Here is an 18,348-nt window from a genome sequence, read left to right on the forward strand (position 1 = left end):
TGGTACCATCTGGTCGCCTGGGTACGGCGAGGCGGCCCGGCGTGCGCGGAGGATGGACGGTCGATGAAACTGGCGGTGGTTGGAAGCGGGTATGTCGGTCTGGTGGTGGGGGCGTGTCTGGCCGAAAACGGTAACGAAGTGGCCTGTGTCGATAACAACGCGGCGAAGATCGCCATGCTCGACCGGGGGGAAATCCCCATTTACGAACCCGGCCTCGAGGAGCTGGTCCGCCGCAACCGGGCGGAGAAGCGCCTCCACTTCACGACGATGCTTGCCGGCGCCGTCCGGGAGGCGCAACTGGTCTTCATTGCTGTCGGGACGCCGCCGGGGGAGGATGGATCGGCCGATCTGACGCATGTTCTGGAGGTGGCTCGCGCCGTGGCAAGGGCGCTTCGCGGGTACACCGTCGTCGTCACGAAGAGCACCGTGCCGGTGGGCACCGCCCGGCGAGTGCGTGAAGCGATGGCGGCCGAGACCGACGAGCCGTTCAGCGTCGTCAGCAATCCGGAGTTTCTGAAGCAGGGGGCGGCGATCGACGATTTCATGCGGCCCGACCGAGTGGTGGTCGGCGCCGAGGACGATCGGGCGGCGACGTTGATGCGGCAGTTGTATGCGCCCTTCACCCGGACCGGCGCGCCGATCCTGGTGATGGACTGCGCAAGCGCCGAGTTGAGCAAGTACGCGGCGAACGCCATGCTGGCGACCCGCGTGTCGTTCATGAACGAGATCGCCAATGTCTGCGAGCTGGTCGGAGCCGATGTGGACGAAGTGCGGGGCGTCGTCGCTACGGACCGCCGGATCGGCAGCTCGTTCCTCTTTCCCGGGATCGGCTACGGGGGCAGTTGTTTTCCCAAGGACGTGCGCGCGTTGGTCAACTCGGCGCGTGACGCCGGCTACGACTGCCGCATCATCGAGGCGGTCGAAGCGGTCAACGACACGCAGAAGCTGCGAATAGTCGCCAAGGTCCGCGAGCACTTCGGGTCGCTGGAGGGAAAGACCATCGCCGTCTGGGGGTTGGCGTTCAAGCCGCGCACCGACGACATGCGCGAGGCGCCGTCGATTCCGACAATCTCGGGTCTGCTCGATGCCGGCGCGCGCGTACAGGCGTACGACCCGGAGGCGGAGCAGACCGCCCGCGCGATCTTCGGTGACCGGATCGTGTATGCGCCGCACAGCTACGACGCGCTCCAGGCCGCCGATGCGCTCGCCATCGTGACCGAATGGAACGAGTTCCGCGAGCCCGACTTCGGCCGAATGCGATCGTTGATGCGCCAGCCGGTCATTTTCGACGGGCGGAACATCTACGCCGTGGAGCAGATGCGCGCCGAGGGATTCACGTATCACTCGATCGGGAGGTGACCGGTTGCATCCGATGCTCCGGCTCGCCCGTTATGCAAGACCGCACCGCGTGCGGTTCATCGGCGCGGTGGCCGGGATGGCCGTCTACGCCGCGGCGCAGGGCGCACTGGTCTGGCTCCTGAAGCCGATCGTCGACGAGGTGCTGGTCGCCGATGCGCTGAGCGATGGAGTGCAGTTCGGAGTAATCGCGGCCGGCATCCTCGGCTTCACCCTGGCCAAGGGGATAGGCGGGTACTGCTCCGCCTACCTGATGACCGACGTCGGCCAGCGCGTCGTGCGCGACCTGCGTGACGGACTGTTCCGCCACATCCTCGATCAGTCGGCCAGCTTCTTCTCGCGCCATACAACTGGCGGCCTGATGTCGCGGATGAGCAACGACATCATGCGGATCCAGCAGGTGCTCTCCGAGACGGCGGGAGACCTGCTGCGCGAGTCGATCACGGTGCTGGTGCTCGCGGGCGTGCTCGTCTGGATTGACGCGCGGCTGGCTCTTGTCTCCATCTGTTGCGCGCCGCTCGTCGTTTATCCCCTTGTGCGCCTCGGCCAACGGGTGAGACGGACCACGCGTCGGACACAGGAGGCCTTGGAGCGGTTGTCGCACATCACCGCGGAGGCGTTTTCCGGGCATCGGATCGTCAAGGCTTTCTCCGCCGAGGGATTCGAAGGGGGACGCTTCATCCGCGCATCCCAGGCCACTTACCGGATCACGATGAAGGTGGCGAGCACGCTGTCGGCGCTGCCGGCCCTGATGGAGCTGATTGGCGCCGTCGGTGTTGTTTTCGTCCTCTGGTACGGCTCGACCCGGATCCGTAGCGGGGCGATGTCGACGGGTGACTTCGTGGCTTTCGTCAGCGCGCTGCTCCTGATGTACGGGCCGGTCAGGAAGCTCAGCCGGGTCAATGCCAACGTTCAGCAGGCGTACGCGGCGTCCGAGCGTGTATTCGAGGTGATGGACACCGACAGCGAAGTGCGGGAACGGCCGGATGCCCGGCCCCTGGCGCCGGTCCGCTCCGGCATTGCGTTCCGCGATGTCGGCTTCGTCTACGACGACGCGGAGGGCGAGGAGGTTCTGCGCGGGATCTCCTTCGATGTCCCGGCCGGGCGCACGGCGGCGATCGTCGGCCTGAGCGGGGCGGGCAAGACGACGCTGGTCAACCTGGTTCCGCGTTTCTACGACGTGACGGCCGGCGCGATCCTGATTGACGGCGTCGACATTCGGGATGTCACCCTGTCGTCGCTGCGCGCGAGCATCGGCATCGTGACGCAGGAGACGATCCTCTTCGACGACACGATCGCCAACAACATCGCCTATGGTGCGCCGGGCGCCGGACGAGCCGCCATCGAGTCGGCGGCTCGCGCGGCTAACGCCCACGAGTTCATCGAGGAGTTGCCCCACGGCTACGACACGACGATCGGCGAGCGGGGTCAGCGCCTGTCGGGGGGGCAGCGCCAGCGGCTCGCTATCGCGCGGGCCCTGCTTCGCAACGCGCCGATCCTCATCCTGGACGAGGCGACTTCGTCGCTCGACGCCGAGTCGGAGCTTCTCGTGCAGGATGCACTGATTCACCTGCTGAAGGACCGCACGTCGTTCGTCATTGCGCACCGCCTGTCGACGATTCGCCGGGCGGACGCGATCATCGTCGTGGATGGCGGCCGCGTGGTGGAGACTGGCCGGCACGAGGATCTGCTTGCCGATCCGGAGAGCCACTACGCCAGGTTGTACGCCAAGCAGATCTTTGGCCGGTCCGCCAGCGGGGCGCGGGCGCCGGACGGGACGGTGGTCGCGTGATTCGCTCCATGACCGGTTTCGCGTCGCTCACGCGCGAGGCGGACGGTCTGAGAGTCCGCGTCACCGCGCGGAGCGTCAATCATCGCTATCTCGATGTCCAGGTCCGCGTGCCGTCGCCCTTGCTCGCACTGGAATCGGCAATCCGCGAGCAGGTCCGCGAGCGTGTCGCCCGAGGGCGGGTCGAGGTAACTGTCTCGACCGCACTGGCCGATGCGCCGCCGGTTGACGTGCGGGTGGACGAGAGGTTGATCGCCGCGCTTCTCTCGGCGGCCGGACGCCCCGACGTTGCGGGCGCGACCCGCGCCGGCTGGACGGCGGGCGAGTTGCTGGCGTTTCCGCGCGTTGTCACCGTTACGGAACTCCCGCCGGAGGGAGAAGCCGAGGCGGTGAACGGCGTCGTGCGTGACGCCGTCGACGAGGCGGTCGCGGAGCTCGACGCGATGCGCCAGACGGAAGGGGAGCATCTCGCGGCGGACCTCGATCGCCGCCTCGCCGCGCTCGCCGGGCTGATCGAACGGATGGCGGCGGCCGCCGCGGCAGGCGAGGCCGCGCTCCGGGAGCGGTTGACGGCACGTGTTGCGGAACTGGCGCCCGATGTGGCGACGGATCCGTCCGCCGTCGCGCAGGAGGTGGTCCGCTTCGCGGCGCGCTCGGACATCGCGGAAGAACTCACGCGGCTGGACGCTCACGTGGCGCACTGGGCGTCGCTGGCGCGGGGTCCCGAGCCGTGTGGACGCAAGCTCGATTTTCTGTTGCAGGAAATGAACCGCGAAGTGAACACGATCGGATCGAAGGCGGACGGCGGCGACACGCCAGTGCTGGTGGTTGATGCCAAGGCCGAGCTGGAGAAGTTGCGTGAGCAGGTCCAGAACGTGGAGTGAGCGGTAGTGTCGCGTCGTGGAAGGCTGTTCATCGTCTCGGCTCCTTCCGGCACCGGAAAGACGACGGTGGTGGATCGGCTGGTGGAGCTGGTGCCCGGTCTGGTGCGGTCACGTTCGTACACCGCCCGCCCGATGCGTCCGAGGGAGGTCGACCGTGTTGACTATAATTTTGTCGAGGCGTCGCACTTCCGGGAGATGATCGACGCTGGCGCGTTCCTCGAGTGGGCGGAGGTGTTCGGCCGCCTGTACGGCACCGGCGCGGCGGACACCGAACGGCACCGCGCGGCGGGACGCGATGTCGTGCTGGTGATCGACGTGCAGGGAGCCCGGCAGGTGCGATCGCGGGTCGACGCGGTCGGCATCTTCATCCTGCCGCCGTCATTCAGCGAACTGGAACGGCGTTTGCACGCGCGGACGGCTGGCGCGTCGCCGGAGGACTTGGCTCGACGCCTCGAGACGGCGCGCCGAGAGGTGGAAATGAGCGGCGACTACGACTATGTCGTGGTGAACGACGACATCGACGACTGCGTCGAGCGACTCCGCCAGATAGTCCTGGCCGAGCGGTCGTCCGCGGCGGCGATGGCCGACACGGTTCGCGTGGTCGCCGACACGTTCCACCGGCCGGGCCGACGTGTCGAGGACGACTGACCATGGCGCTGGTCGCACTCGGTGTCAGCGGCGGCATCGGCGCCTACAAGGCGGTCGAGGTGGCGCGCGGTCTCCAGCAGAGGGGACACGATGTGGCGGCCGTGATGACCGCCAACGCGCAACGGTTCGTCGGCCCTCTCACGTTTGAGGCGATCACGAAGCGCCGCGTCGCGACCGATCAGTTCGCACCCGGCGTAAACGCCGATATCGATCACATCGCGCTCGCCACCGACGCGGACCTGCTGCTGGTGGCGCCGGCCACCGCGAACGTGATTGGCAAGTTCGCCGGCGGAGTGGCCGACGATTTCCTCTCTTCCCTCTACCTCGCCACCACGGCCCCGGTGCTGCTCGCCCCGGCGATGAACACCAACATGCTGGGGCACGCGGCAGTGCAAGCGAACCTTCGGACGTTGGCCGATCGGGGCGTGCGCTTCGTCGATCCGGGGGAGGGGTATCTCGCCTGCGGCTGGGTCGGCAAGGGACGCCTGGCCGAGCCGGAACAGATCGTCGAGGCGGCCGACGTCGTGCTGCGCGGCCGCCGCGAGTGGGCGGGGCGCGCCCTGCTCGTGACGGCCGGACCGACCTGCGAGGACATCGATCCGGTCCGTTTCCTCGGCAACCGGTCGACCGGTCGGATGGGCCATGCGGTGGCGGCCGAGGCGGCGGCGCGGGGCGCGCGGGTGCTGCTCGTGTCGGGCCCGACCGAACTGCCGCCGCCCGCCGGCGTGGAGCGATTCGCGGTCAGGAGCGCGGCGGAGATGCACGAGGCGGTGATGCGCCTGACCGCCGGCGAAGCCGTCGATGCCGTAGTGATGGCGGCGGCGGTCGCCGACTACACGCCGGCCGCCGGCGCAAGTGCGGCGAAGCTCAAGAAGCGCGACCGCGAGTTGGTGCTGGAACTCCGCCGGACACCGGACATCCTGGCTGACCTGGGCGCACGCCGCGGTGGCGGGCCCAAACCGATCCTGATTGGCTTCGCGGCGGAAACGCAGGATGTCATCGACCACGCCCAGGAGAAGCTGAACGCGAAGCAGGTCGATCTCATCGTGGCGAACGACGTCACGGCGCCAGGCGCGGGTTTCGGCACGGAGACCAACGCGGCCCACCTGGTGAGCGCGGATGGCGTCGAGCCAGTTTCGCTCCGGTCGAAGCACGATCTCGCCCGGATCGTCCTCGACCGGATCGATGCGCGTCTCGCGGCGCGGACGGCGGCCGTCCCGTCGTAGTCCCATCGTGTCCGACCGCGACCAGCGCAACCGGCGGGAACAGGTCGCCGCACACCTGGCGTACTATCGTGCGCTCGGCGTTGCCGGCGTCAGCCGGGATCCGGCGTGGCGCGACCGTCCCGCCGATGCGGCGGCGCGGGCGACGAGCGAGCCGGTTGAGGCCGGCAGCTCCGGCGCCACTTCGCCGCCATCCAAAGCGAGCGAGCCCGGGCCGGGCGAACTCGAGCCGATCGCCGCCCCGCAGGCGGCGTCGTTCCTCGACGAGCCGGTGGTCGTGCCGGAAGGTGCAACGGCGGCTGAGCGCCTCGCGGCGGTCCGCCACGAGCTGGGCGACTGCACCCGCTGCAAGCTCCACGGCGGCCGGAGGCACCTGGTGTTCGGGGTGGGGAACCCGGAAGCCGATCTGATGTTCGTGGGGGAGGCCCCGGGACGCGACGAGGACCTGCAGGGTGAGCCATTCGTCGGTCGGGCCGGGCAGCTCCTGACCCGGATCATCGAGGCGATTGGCCTGCGGCGCCAGGATGTCTACATCGCCAACGTGATCAAGTGCCGGCCGCCCGAGAACCGCAACCCCGAGCCGGACGAGATCGAGACCTGCCGGCCGTTCCTCTACGCCCAGATCGACGTGATCGCACCACGCGTGATCGTGGCGCTCGGGTCTTTTGCGGTGAAGACCCTGCTCGGCGACGATTCCATCGCCATTTCTAGAGCGCGTGGCCGGCTCTACGCGTGTCGGGGCGCGCAACTGGTCCCGACATTCCACCCCGCGTACCTTCTTCGGAGTCCCGACCGGAAGCGGGACGTCTGGGAAGACATGCAGCGGGTCCAGTCGATCCTCCGCGGCTGATGCCCCGTCTGGTGTCGGTCGCGGTGCCGGTGCCGTTCCTCCCTCCGCTTACGTACGGGGTGCCGGCAGGCATGCCGCCGCCGCCCGCCGGCGCGCGTGTCCGCGTTCCGCTCGGTCGGCGCACGGTCATCGGCTGCGTGGTGCCGGAGCCCGACGGCCGGGGCGAGACCCCGTCCGGGACACCCCCGGACGGTGACGTGCGGGATCTGGTCGAGATCCTGGATGAAGCGCCCTACCTGCCGCTCGACGTCGTCCGGCTCGCGCTGTGGGTGGCCGACTACTATGTCTGCGGCGCCGGCGAGGCCATTGCCACCGCCCTGCCGCCGCTTGCGTCACGGTCGACGGATGGTCGCCGGGGCGCGGCCGGCTTCCGCACGCAACGGGTCGTACGCATCACTCCCGCGGGTCTCGCCGCGCTCGCTGCGCCGCCGGGCGATTCGCCGGCCCGGCCCGGGCGCCCGCCGGGCGCGGCTCCGCCCATCCGCCCGCGCCTCGGACCGCGCCAGCGCGATGGCCTCGATCGTCTCGCCGTAACAGGAACGGAGGGCCTGCCGGCCAGCGCCCTCGCCGCGGCCGGTGTGGACAACACGGTCGTCGCGCGTCTCCGGCAGCGCGGCCTGGTGACGGTCGATCTGCGCCGCGTAGACCGCGACCCTTTCGCGCCGGGAGCGGGCGCCCTGCCGCGGGAGCTGGCGTATCCGCCCCGCTCCGCCGCGGTGCGCCGTCTGACGGCCGGCCAGCGCGCGGCGCTCGACACGCTCGGGCCCCTCGCGGCGCGGAACGCGTTCGACGTGGCCCTCCTGCGCGGCGTCACCGGCAGCGGCAAGACCGAGGTGTACCTGCGCCTCGCGCGCGACGTCGTGACCGCCGGCCGCCGCGCGCTGGCGCTGGTTCCGGAAATCGCACTCACGCCGGCCGTGGCGGCGGCGTTCCGCGATGCGTTCGGCGAACGGGTCGCGATTCAACACAGCGGCCTCTCCGACGGCGAGCGCCACGATCAGTGGCACCGGATCCGGAACGGCGCCGTAGATGTCGTCGTCGGGACGCGCTCGGCGGTCTTTGCGCCGCTCGACCGCCTCGGTCTCGTCGTCGTCGACGAGGAGCACGACGCGTCCTACAAGCAGGATGGGAATCCCCGCTATCACGCCCGCAGCGTCGCGATCGTCCGGGCCCAGGCGGCTTGCGCCCTGGTGGTGCTCGGGTCGGCGACACCGTCACTGGAAAGCGCGCACCACGCGGCGCGGCGCAAGTACCACCTGGTCACGATGGACGAGCGGGTGCATCGGCGCCCGCTGGCCGACGTGCGCGTCGTCGACATGCGGAGAGAGGTGGCGGACAGCGGCCCCGATACGGTGCTGAGCCGCCCGCTCCGCGAGGCGCTTGGGGGGACGCTTGACCGGGGCGAGCAGGCCCTGGTCCTGCTGAACCGGCGCGGCTTCGCAGCCGCCATGCTCTGCCGATCGTGCGGCCGGACGTTCGAGTGCCCCAACTGCAGCGTCTCGCTGACCCTTCACCGCGCCGCGGACCGCGTCCGGTGCCACTACTGCAACTACAGCGTCCGCCGCCCGGACACCTGCGCCCACTGCGCCGGTCCGTACCTCGAGGCGGTCGGTTTCGGTACGGAACGGATCGAAGCCGAAGTGGCCGAACAGTTCCCGTCTGCCCGGGTGGCCCGCCTGGATCGCGACGCGGCCCGCCGGCGCGGCGCGCTGGCCTCGCTCCTCGCCGACTTCCGTGACGGAGCGATCCACGTACTGGTCGGTACGCAGATGATCGCCAAGGGGCACGACTTTCCGAACGTGACGCTGGTGGGAGTGATTTCCGCCGATGTCGGCCTCGGTCTGGCCGACTTCCGGGCGGCGGAGCGCACCTTCCAGTTGCTGACCCAGGTCGCCGGCCGCGCGGGGCGGGGCGACCGCCGCGGCGTGGCAATCGTGCAGTCGTTCCACCCGGAGCACTACGCCGTCGTGCACGCGTGCGGCCAGGCGTATCAGCCGTTCTTCGAGGAGGAAATGCGTTACCGCGACCACCTGCGCTATCCGCCGGTCGTGTCGATGGTGAACGCCGTTGTCCGCGGCCGCTCGCTCGGCGCGGCGATGGAGGACGCCGGCGCCCTGGCCACGCTGATCCGTCGAAGCGTCGGTTCCCGCGTACGCGTGCTCGGTCCCGCGGTCGCGCCTCTCGCTCGCCTCCGCGGCCAGCACCGCGCGCAGGTTTTCCTGAAGGGCAACGCGCGACCGGCGATGAGGCAGGCGGTTCGCGCCGCTCTCGATGCCCGCCCCGACCTGCGCCGCCGCGTCACGGTGGATGTCGATCCCGTGAACCTGCTGTAGAAGCCAGCAGTGCGCCGGCGTCCACGCCGGCATCGACTGTTGTTCTCTTGCCGGCCTGGAGGCCGGCGCACCGGGGCGCGCAGTCAGCCGCCGAATTCAAGTGGTGTCGGCGTGAAGCAGACGATGAAGATCGCCGCGGCGGCGAGTGCGACACGTTGGCGGACCGGATCGAGCGGAATGTGCTCGTCGAGGGTGCGTGGATGCCGCGGCCCGGCCAGAATCAGCATCAACACCATCAGGATGGCCCAGACAATCCAGCTCGCGGAGACGAAAGTCAATGCAATGACGATGGCAACGGTGCCGAGGGTAATGGCGGTGGAACGCGGTCCGAGCGCCGCGTAGGCGATGTGCCCCCCGTCGAGCTGGCCGATGGGGAAGAGGTTGAGCGCGGTAGCGAGCAGGCCGAACCAGGCGGCGAAGCCCATCGGGTGGAGGTTGATGGAGTGCCCCTCCGGAATCGGTCCCCAGATCAGCCAGGCGGCGCCCTGGAACAGGAGGGGCTCGCCCAGTGTGAGAACTCCGGCGCCGTTCTCCGGCAGCGGCGTCACGCGTGAAAGCGCGATGCCGAGGAAGAGCGCCGGCACGGCTACGACGAAGCCCGCGATCGGCCCTGCCGCGCCGACGTCGAACAGGATGGGTTTGGTGGGAATGCGGCCGTGGATCCGGATGAAGGCGCCGATGGTGCCGGTCAGGAGCGGCGCAGGGAGGAAGTACGGCAGCGAGGCGTCGATTCGGTAGTAGCGGCACGCCAGGTAGTGACCCATTTCGTGCACGCCCAGGATCGCCAGGATGGTCAGGCTGTACCAGGCGCCGTCGAGAAACGAGACGGCCGGCGGATCGCGCGTGAAGTCGGACATGAAGCCTGCGTAGTGGCCGCTCCCGACGTACATGGTGCTGGTAACGGTGGCGAGAAACAGCGCCGCATGAATCAAGCGCGGGCGGCGGCGCACGGGCGGCGGCGGCGGTGGCGCTTCCGGAAACGGGACGGCGATCGGCTCGGTCAGGTCCCTATGTCCTGGAGGTCCTTGCCCGGCTTGAATCGGATGGTTCGCCCGGGCGGGATTCGGACCTCCTGCCCCGTGCGCGGGTTGCGACCGATGCCCCGTTTCCGCGGACGCACCGAGAAAACGCCGAACCCGCGAAGCTCGATCCGTTCACCGCGCTGCAGCGAGTGGCTGAGCGCGTTGAGCATCGTCTCCACCGCCCGCTCGGACTGCTGCTTGGTGATGGCGGCGGCCTGCGACACGCGGTTGACGAGGTCAGCCTTGATCATGGCGTGTGGTCGGATCAGAATGGAGCACCATCATACAAGAGCGCCGTCCGCGTGTCGTTCTCGCCGGCCGTCCCAACGTTGGCAAGTCGACCCTCTTCAACCGCCTGACGGGCGAGCGTCGCGCCATCGTAACGCCCATCGCGGGGACGACGCGCGACGTAATGCGCCAGCCCGTCGAATGGCTCGGCACGACGGTCGATCTGCTTGACACCGGCGGACTGTTCGGCGCCAGCGAGGATCCCCTGCACGGTGCGGTGGCCGCACAGGGCCTTGGCGCGCTCGACACCGCCGCCGTGATCGTCGTCCTGGTCGATGCCCGCGATGGTCTCGTGCCGGCGGACGAGGAGGTGGTGGCGCGGGCCCGCCGCGCCGCCGCGCCGCTCGTTCTCGCGGTGAACAAGGTGGACGATCAGCGCGATGCCGGCGTGGTGGCGGCGTTCGCCCCACTGGCCGTGGAGCCGGCGCTTCCGATCGCGGCCGAGCATGGCCTCGGCGTCGGAGACCTGCTCGATGCGGTCGTGGAGCGGCTGCCGCCGTCATTCCGCCCCGCCCGTTCCAGGCGGGGTTCCGAACATGATCGGACGGTGGCGCCGGACGATTCGGATGCAACCGCTGGCCGCGATCCGACCGAGACCGGCGTGGCGATTGTCGGCCGTCCGAACGTAGGCAAGTCGTCGCTCGTCAACCGGCTCCTGCGCGAGGACCGGATGCTGGTGAGCGAGCTGGCCGGCACTACGCGCGATGCCGTCGATACGGTGCTCGCCTGGCACGGGCGGCGCATCCGCCTGGTCGACACGGCCGGCATCCGACGTCCCGGCCGGGTCGCGCAGTCCGGACGCGTGGAGGCGGTCAGCGTCCTGCAGGCGCGCCGGGCCCTCGCGCGCGCAGACGTTGCGGTCCTGCTGATCGACGCTTCCGCGCCGATCACGAAACAGGACGCCGCGATTGCGGGCGCGGCGGAAGAGGCGGGCTGCGGCGTCGTCCTCGTCGCCAACAAGTGGGATCTGGTGAAGGAGAAGGGCCCTGGCTACTACCGAACGTACGATGCGGATTTGCGCGATGCGCTCCGTTTCGCGCGTTTCGCGCCAATCCTGCATGTTTCCGCGCTGACCGGGGAGCGGACGGTGCGGGTTCTCGAGCGTGCGGCCGACGTGGCCGCGGCCCGTGCGACGCACGTGGGGACGGCGGAGCTGAACCGGGTGGTGCAACGCATCACGGCGCGTCACCGCCCGGCGAGTCCGGGCAAGCGAGAGGTGAGGATCCTGTACGCGACACAGGTGGCGGTGCGGCCCCCGACGTTCGTCTTCTTCACGAACGTGGCCACGCGCTTCCATTTCTCGTACGAGCGCTATCTGCGCAATCATCTTCGCCAGGCGTTCGGCTTCGAGGGCTCACCCATCCGCGTCCGGGCGCGCGCCCGGCGCCAACGCGCGTCCGGGCGCCGCTGAAGACCCGGCGAGACATGTAGAATTGTCGCGAGACCGTGGCAGCCGTCGAGATTCCGGATCGCCCGCTCTTCAAGGCGTCGGAAGTGTGTGCCCTGGCGAAGGTGCAACCCTTCGTCCTTAGGTCGTGGGAGAGGGAGTTTCCGAAGCTGGGGGAGTCGACGCCGAACGGCGGCCGTGTTTACCGGAAGGTCGACATCGAACTGGTGTTGTCGATCAAGCGCCTGCTTCTCGAAGAGGGGTTGACGCTTGGAGCGGCACGGCGCAAGCTTGGGGCAGAGGAAGCGCCCGAGGCGTCCGTCGAGCACTTGCCGCTGGAGGATCTGTTGGGGCAGAAGGCCCGCGAGCGGATCACCGCGGTGAAGGCGGACTTGCGGGCCATTCTGACGTCCCTCTCGTCCGATGTCGTGGAGGGGCGGAACGGTCCCGCGGGATCGACCGCGGCGGCGGCGTCGAAAGCGGCGGCGGCATTGTCCCCCGCCGCGCGCGGCGCGCCGGCGCGGCCGGGGAAGGGCGGTGCGCCGCGGAAGCGCCGGCGCGCGTCGCCGTAGGTGAGTTCGTCGGGATGTGGCGCAGCCTGGTAGCGCACCTGACTGGGGGTCAGGGGGTCGCTGGTTCGAATCCAGTCATCCCGACCATGTTTCGTATCGTTCGGGTGTTCCGTCTTCCGGGAGGATGAGGATGAAAGTGGCACTCCGAAGTGGTGTCCTGACCGCCGTCCTTGCGTTGCTGGCGCTCGGTGCTCTGCCTGCGCCGGAGCTTGGCGCGCAGCAGGATGCCCGGCCCGAACGGGTGGTCGACTTCGAGCGCGAGGTGCGTCCGGTTCTCTCGGAGAACTGCTTCGCCTGCCACGGGCCGGACGAGGCGACCCGGCAGCGGGGGCTCCGCCTCGATACGCGCGAGGGCTGGTTCGAAGACCGGGGCCGCCTGGGAGGGCCGGTCATCGTCGAGGGGGATGCCGAGGCGAGCAGCCTGTTCCAGCGTCTGACCCATCGGAACGCGCGTCTTCGGATGCCGCAGGGCGCCGATCCGCTTACCGACGACCAGGTGGAGACGATACGCCTCTGGATTGATCAGGGTGCGGAATGGCGGCCGCACTGGGCGTTCATTCCGCCCGAGCGACCCGAGCTTCCCCCGGTGGCGGATGCCGATTGGTCACGCAATCCGATCGACCGGTTCGTCCTCGCCCGGCTCGAGTCCGAGGACCTGAGACCCGCGTCCGAAACGGACCGCGCGACGCTGCTGCGGCGCGTGTCTCTCGACTTGACGGGCCTCCCGCCCAGTCCGGCCGATCTGGCGGCCTTTCTGAATGACGACGCGGCAGACGCGTACGAGCAGGCGGTTGATCGACTGCTCGCATCGCCGCGCTACGGCGAGCGGATGGCGAGCGAGTGGCTCGATGCGGCGCGTTACGCGGACACCAACGGTTACCAGACCGACGGCGAGCGATCGATGTGGCGCTGGCGCGACTGGGTGATCGACGCTTACAACGCCAACATGCCGTTCGATCAGTTCACCATCGAGCAGATCGCGGGAGACATGCTGCCGAGCGCGACGAGCGATCAACGCATTGCCACCGCGTTCAACCGGAACCACAGCCTGAACAGCGAGGGTGGGATCGTTCCGGAGGAGTTCCTCGTGGCATACGCCGTCGACCGCGTCGAGACCACCTCGACGATCTGGCTCGGCCTGACCCTCGGGTGCGCACGCTGTCACGATCACAAGTTCGATCCCGTCTCGCAGCGCGAGTTCTACGAGGTGATCGCGCACTTCAACAACATCCCGGAGCGGGGCAAGGGCTTCAAGTACGTCAACTCGCCGCCGCTGATCACCGCGCCGACGGCGGAACAGGAAGAAGAGATCGCTGCGCTCGACGCCAAGCTGGTGGAGGCGCGCGAAGCCCTGGCGGCACTCGATGCGGAGACGGCCGAGGCGCGGGCGGCGTGGGAGGCTTCCCTTGCCGAAGCGGGGCCGCTCGACTGGGTGCTCCGGGACGACCTGCTGGCCCACCATCCGTTCGACGGTGACATCGCCGCGGCGAGAAGCCCCGAAGACGTGTCCGCCGTCCTGGAGGAGGGGACGCCCCGCTTCGTCGACGGACCGCGGGATTCGGCGTTCGCCTTCGACGGCGAGCGCTACGTCAACGCTGGTGCGCATCCGGACGTGGGTTACGACGACCCATTCACCATCGCGGCCTGGATCCGCCCGGAGGCCGCTGACGGCGTGATTGCCTCGCGCGCGTCGGCCGGCGATCAGGGTGAAGTTGGCTGGGGTCTCTATCTTGAGGCGGGCAAGCTGCGACTGAACATGTCGACGCGTGTCCTCGACGACGGTGTGGCGGCCGAGACGGTGGCTCCGGTTCGCCTCGGGGAGTGGCAGCATGTCGTCGCGAGCCACGATGGCTCGAAGACCCCGGAAGGCATGGCGGTTTACGTCGATGGCGTGCCGCAGGAGCTGGAGGGGCTTCTCGACCTGGTGGGGAACCGGATGCCGCAGCGCTATCCGCTCCGGATCGGCGCGAGCGGATCGGACAAGCCCCGGTTCGATGGCGCGATTGACGACGTGCGGATCTACGGCGCGGCGCTGACGCCGGAGCAAGCGGCGGTTGTTGCGACGCGCGAGGCGCTCGGCGAGATCGCCGCGATCCCGCCGGCCGACCGGTCCGCCAGCCAGACGGAGAAGCTCCGGCTCGCGTTCTTCGATCAGTACGCCCCGCCGGACGTGCGGGAGGCCTACGCCGCCGTCGCCATGCTGGAGCGGGAGCGCGAGGCGCTCTGGGCCAGCTTCCCGACCGTGATGGTGATGGAGGAGATGGCCGAGCGGCGTCCCACTTTCCGACTGGAGCGGGGCGCCTACGACAACCCGGCGGAGGAGGTCTTTCCGGGCGTTCCCGCGGTGCTGCCGCCGCTGCCCGCGGGTGAGGAAGCGAACCGCCTGACGTTCGCCCGCTGGCTGGTCGCTCCTGACCATCCGCTCACCGCCCGTGTCACCGTGAACCGTTTCTGGCAGCAGTACTTCGGAACCGGCCTCGTGAAGACGGCGGAGAACTTCGGCACGCAGGGCGAGTACCCGAGTCATCCCGAGCTGCTCGACTGGCTCGCCACGTCGTTCATCGATTCCGGGTGGGACATCAAGGCGATGCAGCGACTGATCGTCACGAGCGCCACCTACCGGCAGGCGTCGCATGTCACCCCGGAAGCGTGGGAGGCCGATCCCGAGAACCGCCGGCTGGCTCGCGGACCGCGGTTGCGGCTCCCGGCGCAGATGATTCGCGATCAGGCCCTCGCGGTTTCCGGCCTGCTGGCCGAGCGCCTCGGCGGGCCGTCGGTCAAGCCGTACCAACCGGAGGGCCTCTGGGACGAGGTCGTGGAGGGCGGCTACGGTTCCTACGAGCCCTCGGAGGGAGACGACCTGTACCGGCGCAGCCTCTACACGTTCTGGAAGCGAACGCTCGGCCCGCCGGCGATGATGACGTTCGATTCATCGACACGCGAGACCTGCATTGTCCGCACCGGGCGGACCAACACGCCGCTGCAGGCGCTCAACCTGATGAACGACGTGACTTACGTGGAGGCGGCGCGCCGCCTGGCCGAACGGATGATGACCGAAGGAGGCGTGTCGCCCGAAGAGAGGATCGGCTGGGCGCACTATCTGGTCACCGCGCACCGGCCGCGGCCGGAAGCCGAAGCAATCCTCGTGAATGGCTTCGGGCGGCATCTCGACCGCTACCAGGCGGATCGGGAAGCGGCGCTCGCGCTGGTGACCCAGGGCGAGTCGCCGCGCGACGAGACGCTCGACGTGGCGGAGCTTGCCTCCTACACGATGGTGGCGAACCTGCTCCTGAACTTCGACGGCACCATTACGAAGGAATAGCCCACGATGGACGAAGCACTGGAACGGTGGCTGTCTCGGCGGCGGTTTCTTGAACTGGCAAGCACCGGCATAGGTTCGGCCGCGCTCGCGACCCTCTTCGGCCAGGACCTGCTCGCGCAGGCGCCCGTCGCGCCGCCGGCCGGCGGCGCGGGGGGCGGCGCGCTGCCCGGGCTGCCGCACTACGCGCCCAGGGCGAAACGGGTGATCTACCTCTTCATGTCGGGGGCGCCGTCCCAGCACGAGCTGTTCGACTACAAGCCGGCGCTGGCGCGGATGGTGGGAGAGGATCTCCCACCGTCGGTCCGCGGCAACCAGCGGGTGACGACGATGACGGCCGGCCAGACCAGCTTTCCGCTGGTCCCGTCGAAGTATCCCTTCACGCAGCATGGGCAGTCCGGCACATGGGTCAGCTCGCTCATGCCACACACGGCGCGGATCGTCGACGATCTCTGCTTCGTCCACTCGTTGCACACCGAGGCGATCAACCACGACCCCGGGATCACTTTCTTCCAGACCGGCGCGCAACTCGCCGGCCGGCCGAGCATCGGCGCGTGGCTCTCCTATGGGCTGGGTTCGATGAACGCCGATCTGCCGACGTTCGTCGCCATGGTCTCGAAGGGCTCGGCCCAGACCGGCCAGCCGCTCTACGATCGACTATGGGGAAGCGGTTTCCTGCCGACCCGCTACCAGGGAGTGAAGTTCCTGTCGACCGGCGACCCGGTCCTCTACCTGTCGAACCCGCCGGGCGTCGACGATGCGACGCGCCGCCGCTTCCTGGACGATCTGGGTGAATTGAACACCCTGAAGGAGGCGGAGTTCGGCGACCCGGAGACGGCGACGCGGATCGCGCAGTACGAGATGGCGTACCGGATGCAGAGCTCCGTTCCCGAGCTGACCGATCTGTCGGACGAGCCGGAGAGCACGTTCGATCTGTACGGGGAGGACTCGCGCAAGCCGGGCACGTTTGCCCGCAACTGCCTGCTGGCCCGCCGGCTGGCGGAACGCGACGTCCGGTTCGTGCAGTGCTTCCACCGCGGGTGGGATCAGCACACGCGGCTGCCACAGGGCATCGAGCGGCAGGCCGGGGACGTCGATCAGGCGCAGGCGGCGCTCGTCACCGACCTGAAGAACCGCGGCATGCTGGACGACACGCTGGTGGTCTGGGGAGGCGAGTTCGGCCGGAGCGCCTACTGCCAGGGCGTCTTCACCGAGGAGACCTACGGGCGCGACCATCATCCGCGCTGCTTCACGATGTGGCTGGCGGGCGGCGGCGTGCGGCCGGGCATCAGCTACGGCGAGACCGACGACTTCTCGTACAACATCGTCAGGGACCCGGTCCACATCCACGACCTGCATGCGACGATGCTGCATCTCCTCGGCATCGATCACACGAAACTGACGTACGAGTACCAGGGACGCGACTTCCGACTGACCGACGTTCATGGCACCGTGGTCGACGACATCCTGGCGTAGACCGGTGGCTGGGAGCCGGCGCCGGACGCGCCCGCAAGGGCGCCCAGCGGCCTGATGGACTTCCGACCGACGGAGGCGGAGCAAATCACCCGCCAGTCGATCCGGGAGTTCGCCGAGCGGGAGATAGCACCTCACGTCACGGAGTGGGACGAGGCGGAGGCGTTCGGTCCGGAGCTTCAGCCCAAGCTCGCGGCCCTCGGCCTGTTCGGCATGCAGTTTCCCGTGCGCTACGGCGGCGCCGAGCTCTCTGCCGTCGAGTACTGCATCATCATCGAGGAGCTGGCCCGCGTCGACCCGGCGGTTGCACTGATGGTGGCCGCGCATAATGGCCTCGCGGCGTCTCACATCGCCAGGTTCGGATCCGACACGCAGCGCGAGCGCTGGCTCGGCCCGCTCGCGCGTGGCGAGATGCTCGGCGCCTGGGCGCTGACGGAGCCCGACGCGGGAAGCGACGCCGCGGCGCTCCGGGCTCGCGCCGTGCGCGATGGAGACGGGTGGTTGCTGAACGGCACGAAGTCGTTCACGACGCACGCGGGCATCGCGGGTTTGACGGTGGTGATGGCGGTGACCGAGCCGGCCAGAGGCCAGCGCGGGATCTCGGCCTTTGTGGTGGAAGCAGGCGCGCCGGGCCTCTCCGCGGGGCGGAAGGAGAAGAAGCTCGGGATGCGCGCGAGCACGACCGCCGAGACCCGGCTGGACGATTGCCGCGTCCCCGCGGAGTCGCTCCTCGGGCGGGAGGGATACGGGTTCGTCAATGCGATGCAGGTGCTCGACGCCGGGAGGATCGGGATCTCCGCGCTCGCGGTCGGCCTTGCCCAGGGAGCGTTCGAGGCGGCGCGGCGCCATGCCAAGCAGCGCCGCCAGTTCGGGAAGCCGCTCACCGCGTTCCAGGCGATTCAGTGGAAGCTGGCCGATCTCGCTACGGCGATTGACGCTTCCCGGCTGCTCACCTATCGCGCGGCGTACGAACAGGATCAGGGGCATGCGACAACACGGGAGTCATCGATCGCGAAGCTGCATTCCAGCGAGACGGCGGTGCGCGCGGCGGAGGAGTGCGTCCAGATTCATGGCGGCTACGGCTTTGTTCGTGACTACCCGGCGGAGAAGTTCTTCCGCGACGTGAAGCTGCTCACGATCGGCGAGGGGACAAGCGAGATTCAACGGCTGGTCATCGCCCGGCACTACCTCTCGTGACCAACGC

At 69.2% G+C, this 18,348-nt stretch carries 14 protein-coding genes and 1 tRNA gene; 13 read left to right on the forward strand and 2 right to left on the reverse strand.

The features are described 5' to 3' along the window. Positions 1 to 63 precede the first annotated feature (63 nt). From F4Y45_06420 to priA, 7 genes are read left to right on the forward strand one after another with little or no spacing between them, the layout of a single operon-like run. Positions 64 to 1,359, forward strand: coding sequence for a UDP-glucose/GDP-mannose dehydrogenase family protein (locus F4Y45_06420; protein MXY24142.1), 1,296 nt, complete (start codon positions 64 to 66; stop codon positions 1,357 to 1,359). Positions 1,360 to 1,363: 4 nt separating this feature from the next. Then, entirely contained in the window at positions 1,364 to 3,148 is a 1,785-nt protein-coding gene (locus F4Y45_06425; GenBank protein ID MXY24143.1) for an ABC transporter ATP-binding protein, read from the forward strand. Continuing rightward, a complete protein-coding gene (locus tag F4Y45_06430) occupies positions 3,145 to 4,029 on the forward strand; it encodes a YicC family protein (protein MXY24144.1) in 885 nt (294 codons plus the stop codon). Before F4Y45_06425 ends, F4Y45_06430 begins: the two co-directional genes overlap by 4 nt. A gap of 6 nt (positions 4,030 to 4,035) precedes the next feature. Then, positions 4,036 to 4,677 carry a guanylate kinase gene (locus F4Y45_06435; protein ID MXY24145.1) on the forward strand — a complete coding sequence of 214 codons (642 nt, stop codon included), beginning with the start codon at positions 4,036 to 4,038 and terminating at the stop codon, positions 4,675 to 4,677. A gap of 2 nt (positions 4,678 to 4,679) precedes the next feature. Continuing rightward, positions 4,680 to 5,903: a bifunctional phosphopantothenoylcysteine decarboxylase/phosphopantothenate--cysteine ligase CoaBC gene (gene coaBC / locus F4Y45_06440; protein MXY24146.1), complete on the forward strand. Its 1,224-nt coding sequence runs from the start codon at positions 4,680 to 4,682 to the stop codon at positions 5,901 to 5,903. Next, on the forward strand, positions 5,797 to 6,750 hold the full coding sequence (locus F4Y45_06445) for a uracil-DNA glycosylase (GenBank protein ID MXY24147.1): 954 nt from the start codon (positions 5,797 to 5,799) through the stop codon (positions 6,748 to 6,750). The genes coaBC and F4Y45_06445 overlap by 107 nt, the downstream gene beginning before the upstream one ends. Continuing rightward, positions 6,750 to 9,083, forward strand: coding sequence for a primosomal protein N' (gene priA, locus F4Y45_06450; protein MXY24148.1), 2,334 nt, complete (start codon positions 6,750 to 6,752; stop codon positions 9,081 to 9,083). The genes F4Y45_06445 and priA overlap by 1 nt, the downstream gene beginning before the upstream one ends. An 83-nt stretch (positions 9,084 to 9,166) precedes the next feature. On the opposite strand, the gene F4Y45_06455 is transcribed toward priA, so the two are convergent. Both F4Y45_06455 and F4Y45_06460 read right to left on the reverse strand, forming a co-directional pair. After that, entirely contained in the window at positions 9,167 to 10,033 is an 867-nt protein-coding gene (locus F4Y45_06455; GenBank protein MXY24149.1) for a site-2 protease family protein, read from the reverse strand. Between the two features lie 50 nt (positions 10,034 to 10,083). Further along, positions 10,084 to 10,356, reverse strand: coding sequence for an integration host factor subunit beta (locus F4Y45_06460; GenBank protein MXY24150.1), 273 nt, complete (start codon positions 10,354 to 10,356; stop codon positions 10,084 to 10,086). A gap of 32 nt (positions 10,357 to 10,388) precedes the next feature. Between F4Y45_06460 and F4Y45_06465 the strand changes: the two genes are divergently transcribed. From F4Y45_06465 to F4Y45_06490, 6 genes are all read left to right on the forward strand, one after another. Further along, positions 10,389 to 11,804, forward strand: coding sequence for a ribosome biogenesis GTPase Der (locus F4Y45_06465; GenBank protein MXY24151.1), 1,416 nt, complete (start codon positions 10,389 to 10,391; stop codon positions 11,802 to 11,804). A 35-nt stretch (positions 11,805 to 11,839) separates the two neighbouring features. Then, positions 11,840 to 12,352 carry a MerR family transcriptional regulator gene (locus tag F4Y45_06470; protein ID MXY24152.1) on the forward strand — a complete coding sequence of 171 codons (513 nt, stop codon included), beginning with the start codon at positions 11,840 to 11,842 and terminating at the stop codon, positions 12,350 to 12,352. Between the two features lie 10 nt (positions 12,353 to 12,362). Beyond that, positions 12,363 to 12,439 (forward strand) — tRNA-Pro (locus F4Y45_06475). A 37-nt stretch (positions 12,440 to 12,476) separates the two neighbouring features. Beyond that, a complete protein-coding gene (locus F4Y45_06480) occupies positions 12,477 to 15,674 on the forward strand; it encodes a DUF1553 domain-containing protein (GenBank protein ID MXY24153.1) in 3,198 nt (1,065 codons plus the stop codon). A gap of 6 nt (positions 15,675 to 15,680) precedes the next feature. Then, entirely contained in the window at positions 15,681 to 17,147 is a 1,467-nt protein-coding gene (locus F4Y45_06485; protein ID MXY24154.1) for a DUF1501 domain-containing protein, read from the forward strand. Positions 17,148 to 17,201: 54 nt separating this feature from the next. Next, a complete protein-coding gene (locus F4Y45_06490; GenBank protein ID MXY24155.1) occupies positions 17,202 to 18,341 on the forward strand; it encodes an acyl-CoA dehydrogenase in 1,140 nt (379 codons plus the stop codon). Positions 18,342 to 18,348: the final 7 nt, after the last annotated feature.

It is taken from the genome of Acidobacteriota bacterium (assembly GCA_009838525.1).
GTDB lineage: Bacteria > Acidobacteriota > Vicinamibacteria > Vicinamibacterales > UBA8438 > VXRJ01.

What these genes read in the sequence shown, in the direction of transcription:
- coaBC (MXY24146.1), top strand. Translation starts at nt 4,680, where the DNA reads ATGGCGCTGGTCGCACTCGGTGTCAGCGGCGGCATCGGCGCCTACAAG.
- F4Y45_06445 (MXY24147.1), top strand. Translation starts at nt 5,797, where the DNA reads ATGGCGTCGAGCCAGTTTCGCTCCGGTCGAAGCACGATCTCGCCCGGA.
- priA (MXY24148.1), top strand. Translation starts at nt 6,750, where the DNA reads ATGCCCCGTCTGGTGTCGGTCGCGGTGCCGGTGCCGTTCCTCCCTCCG.
- F4Y45_06480 (MXY24153.1), top strand. Translation starts at nt 12,477, where the DNA reads ATGAGGATGAAAGTGGCACTCCGAAGTGGTGTCCTGACCGCCGTCCTT.
- F4Y45_06420 (MXY24142.1), top strand. Translation starts at nt 64, where the DNA reads ATGAAACTGGCGGTGGTTGGAAGCGGGTATGTCGGTCTGGTGGTGGGG.
- F4Y45_06460 (MXY24150.1), bottom strand. Translation starts at nt 10,356, where the DNA reads ATGATCAAGGCTGACCTCGTCAACCGCGTGTCGCAGGCCGCCGCCATC.
- F4Y45_06490 (MXY24155.1), top strand. Translation starts at nt 17,202, where the DNA reads ATGGACTTCCGACCGACGGAGGCGGAGCAAATCACCCGCCAGTCGATC.
- F4Y45_06485 (MXY24154.1), top strand. Translation starts at nt 15,681, where the DNA reads ATGGACGAAGCACTGGAACGGTGGCTGTCTCGGCGGCGGTTTCTTGAA.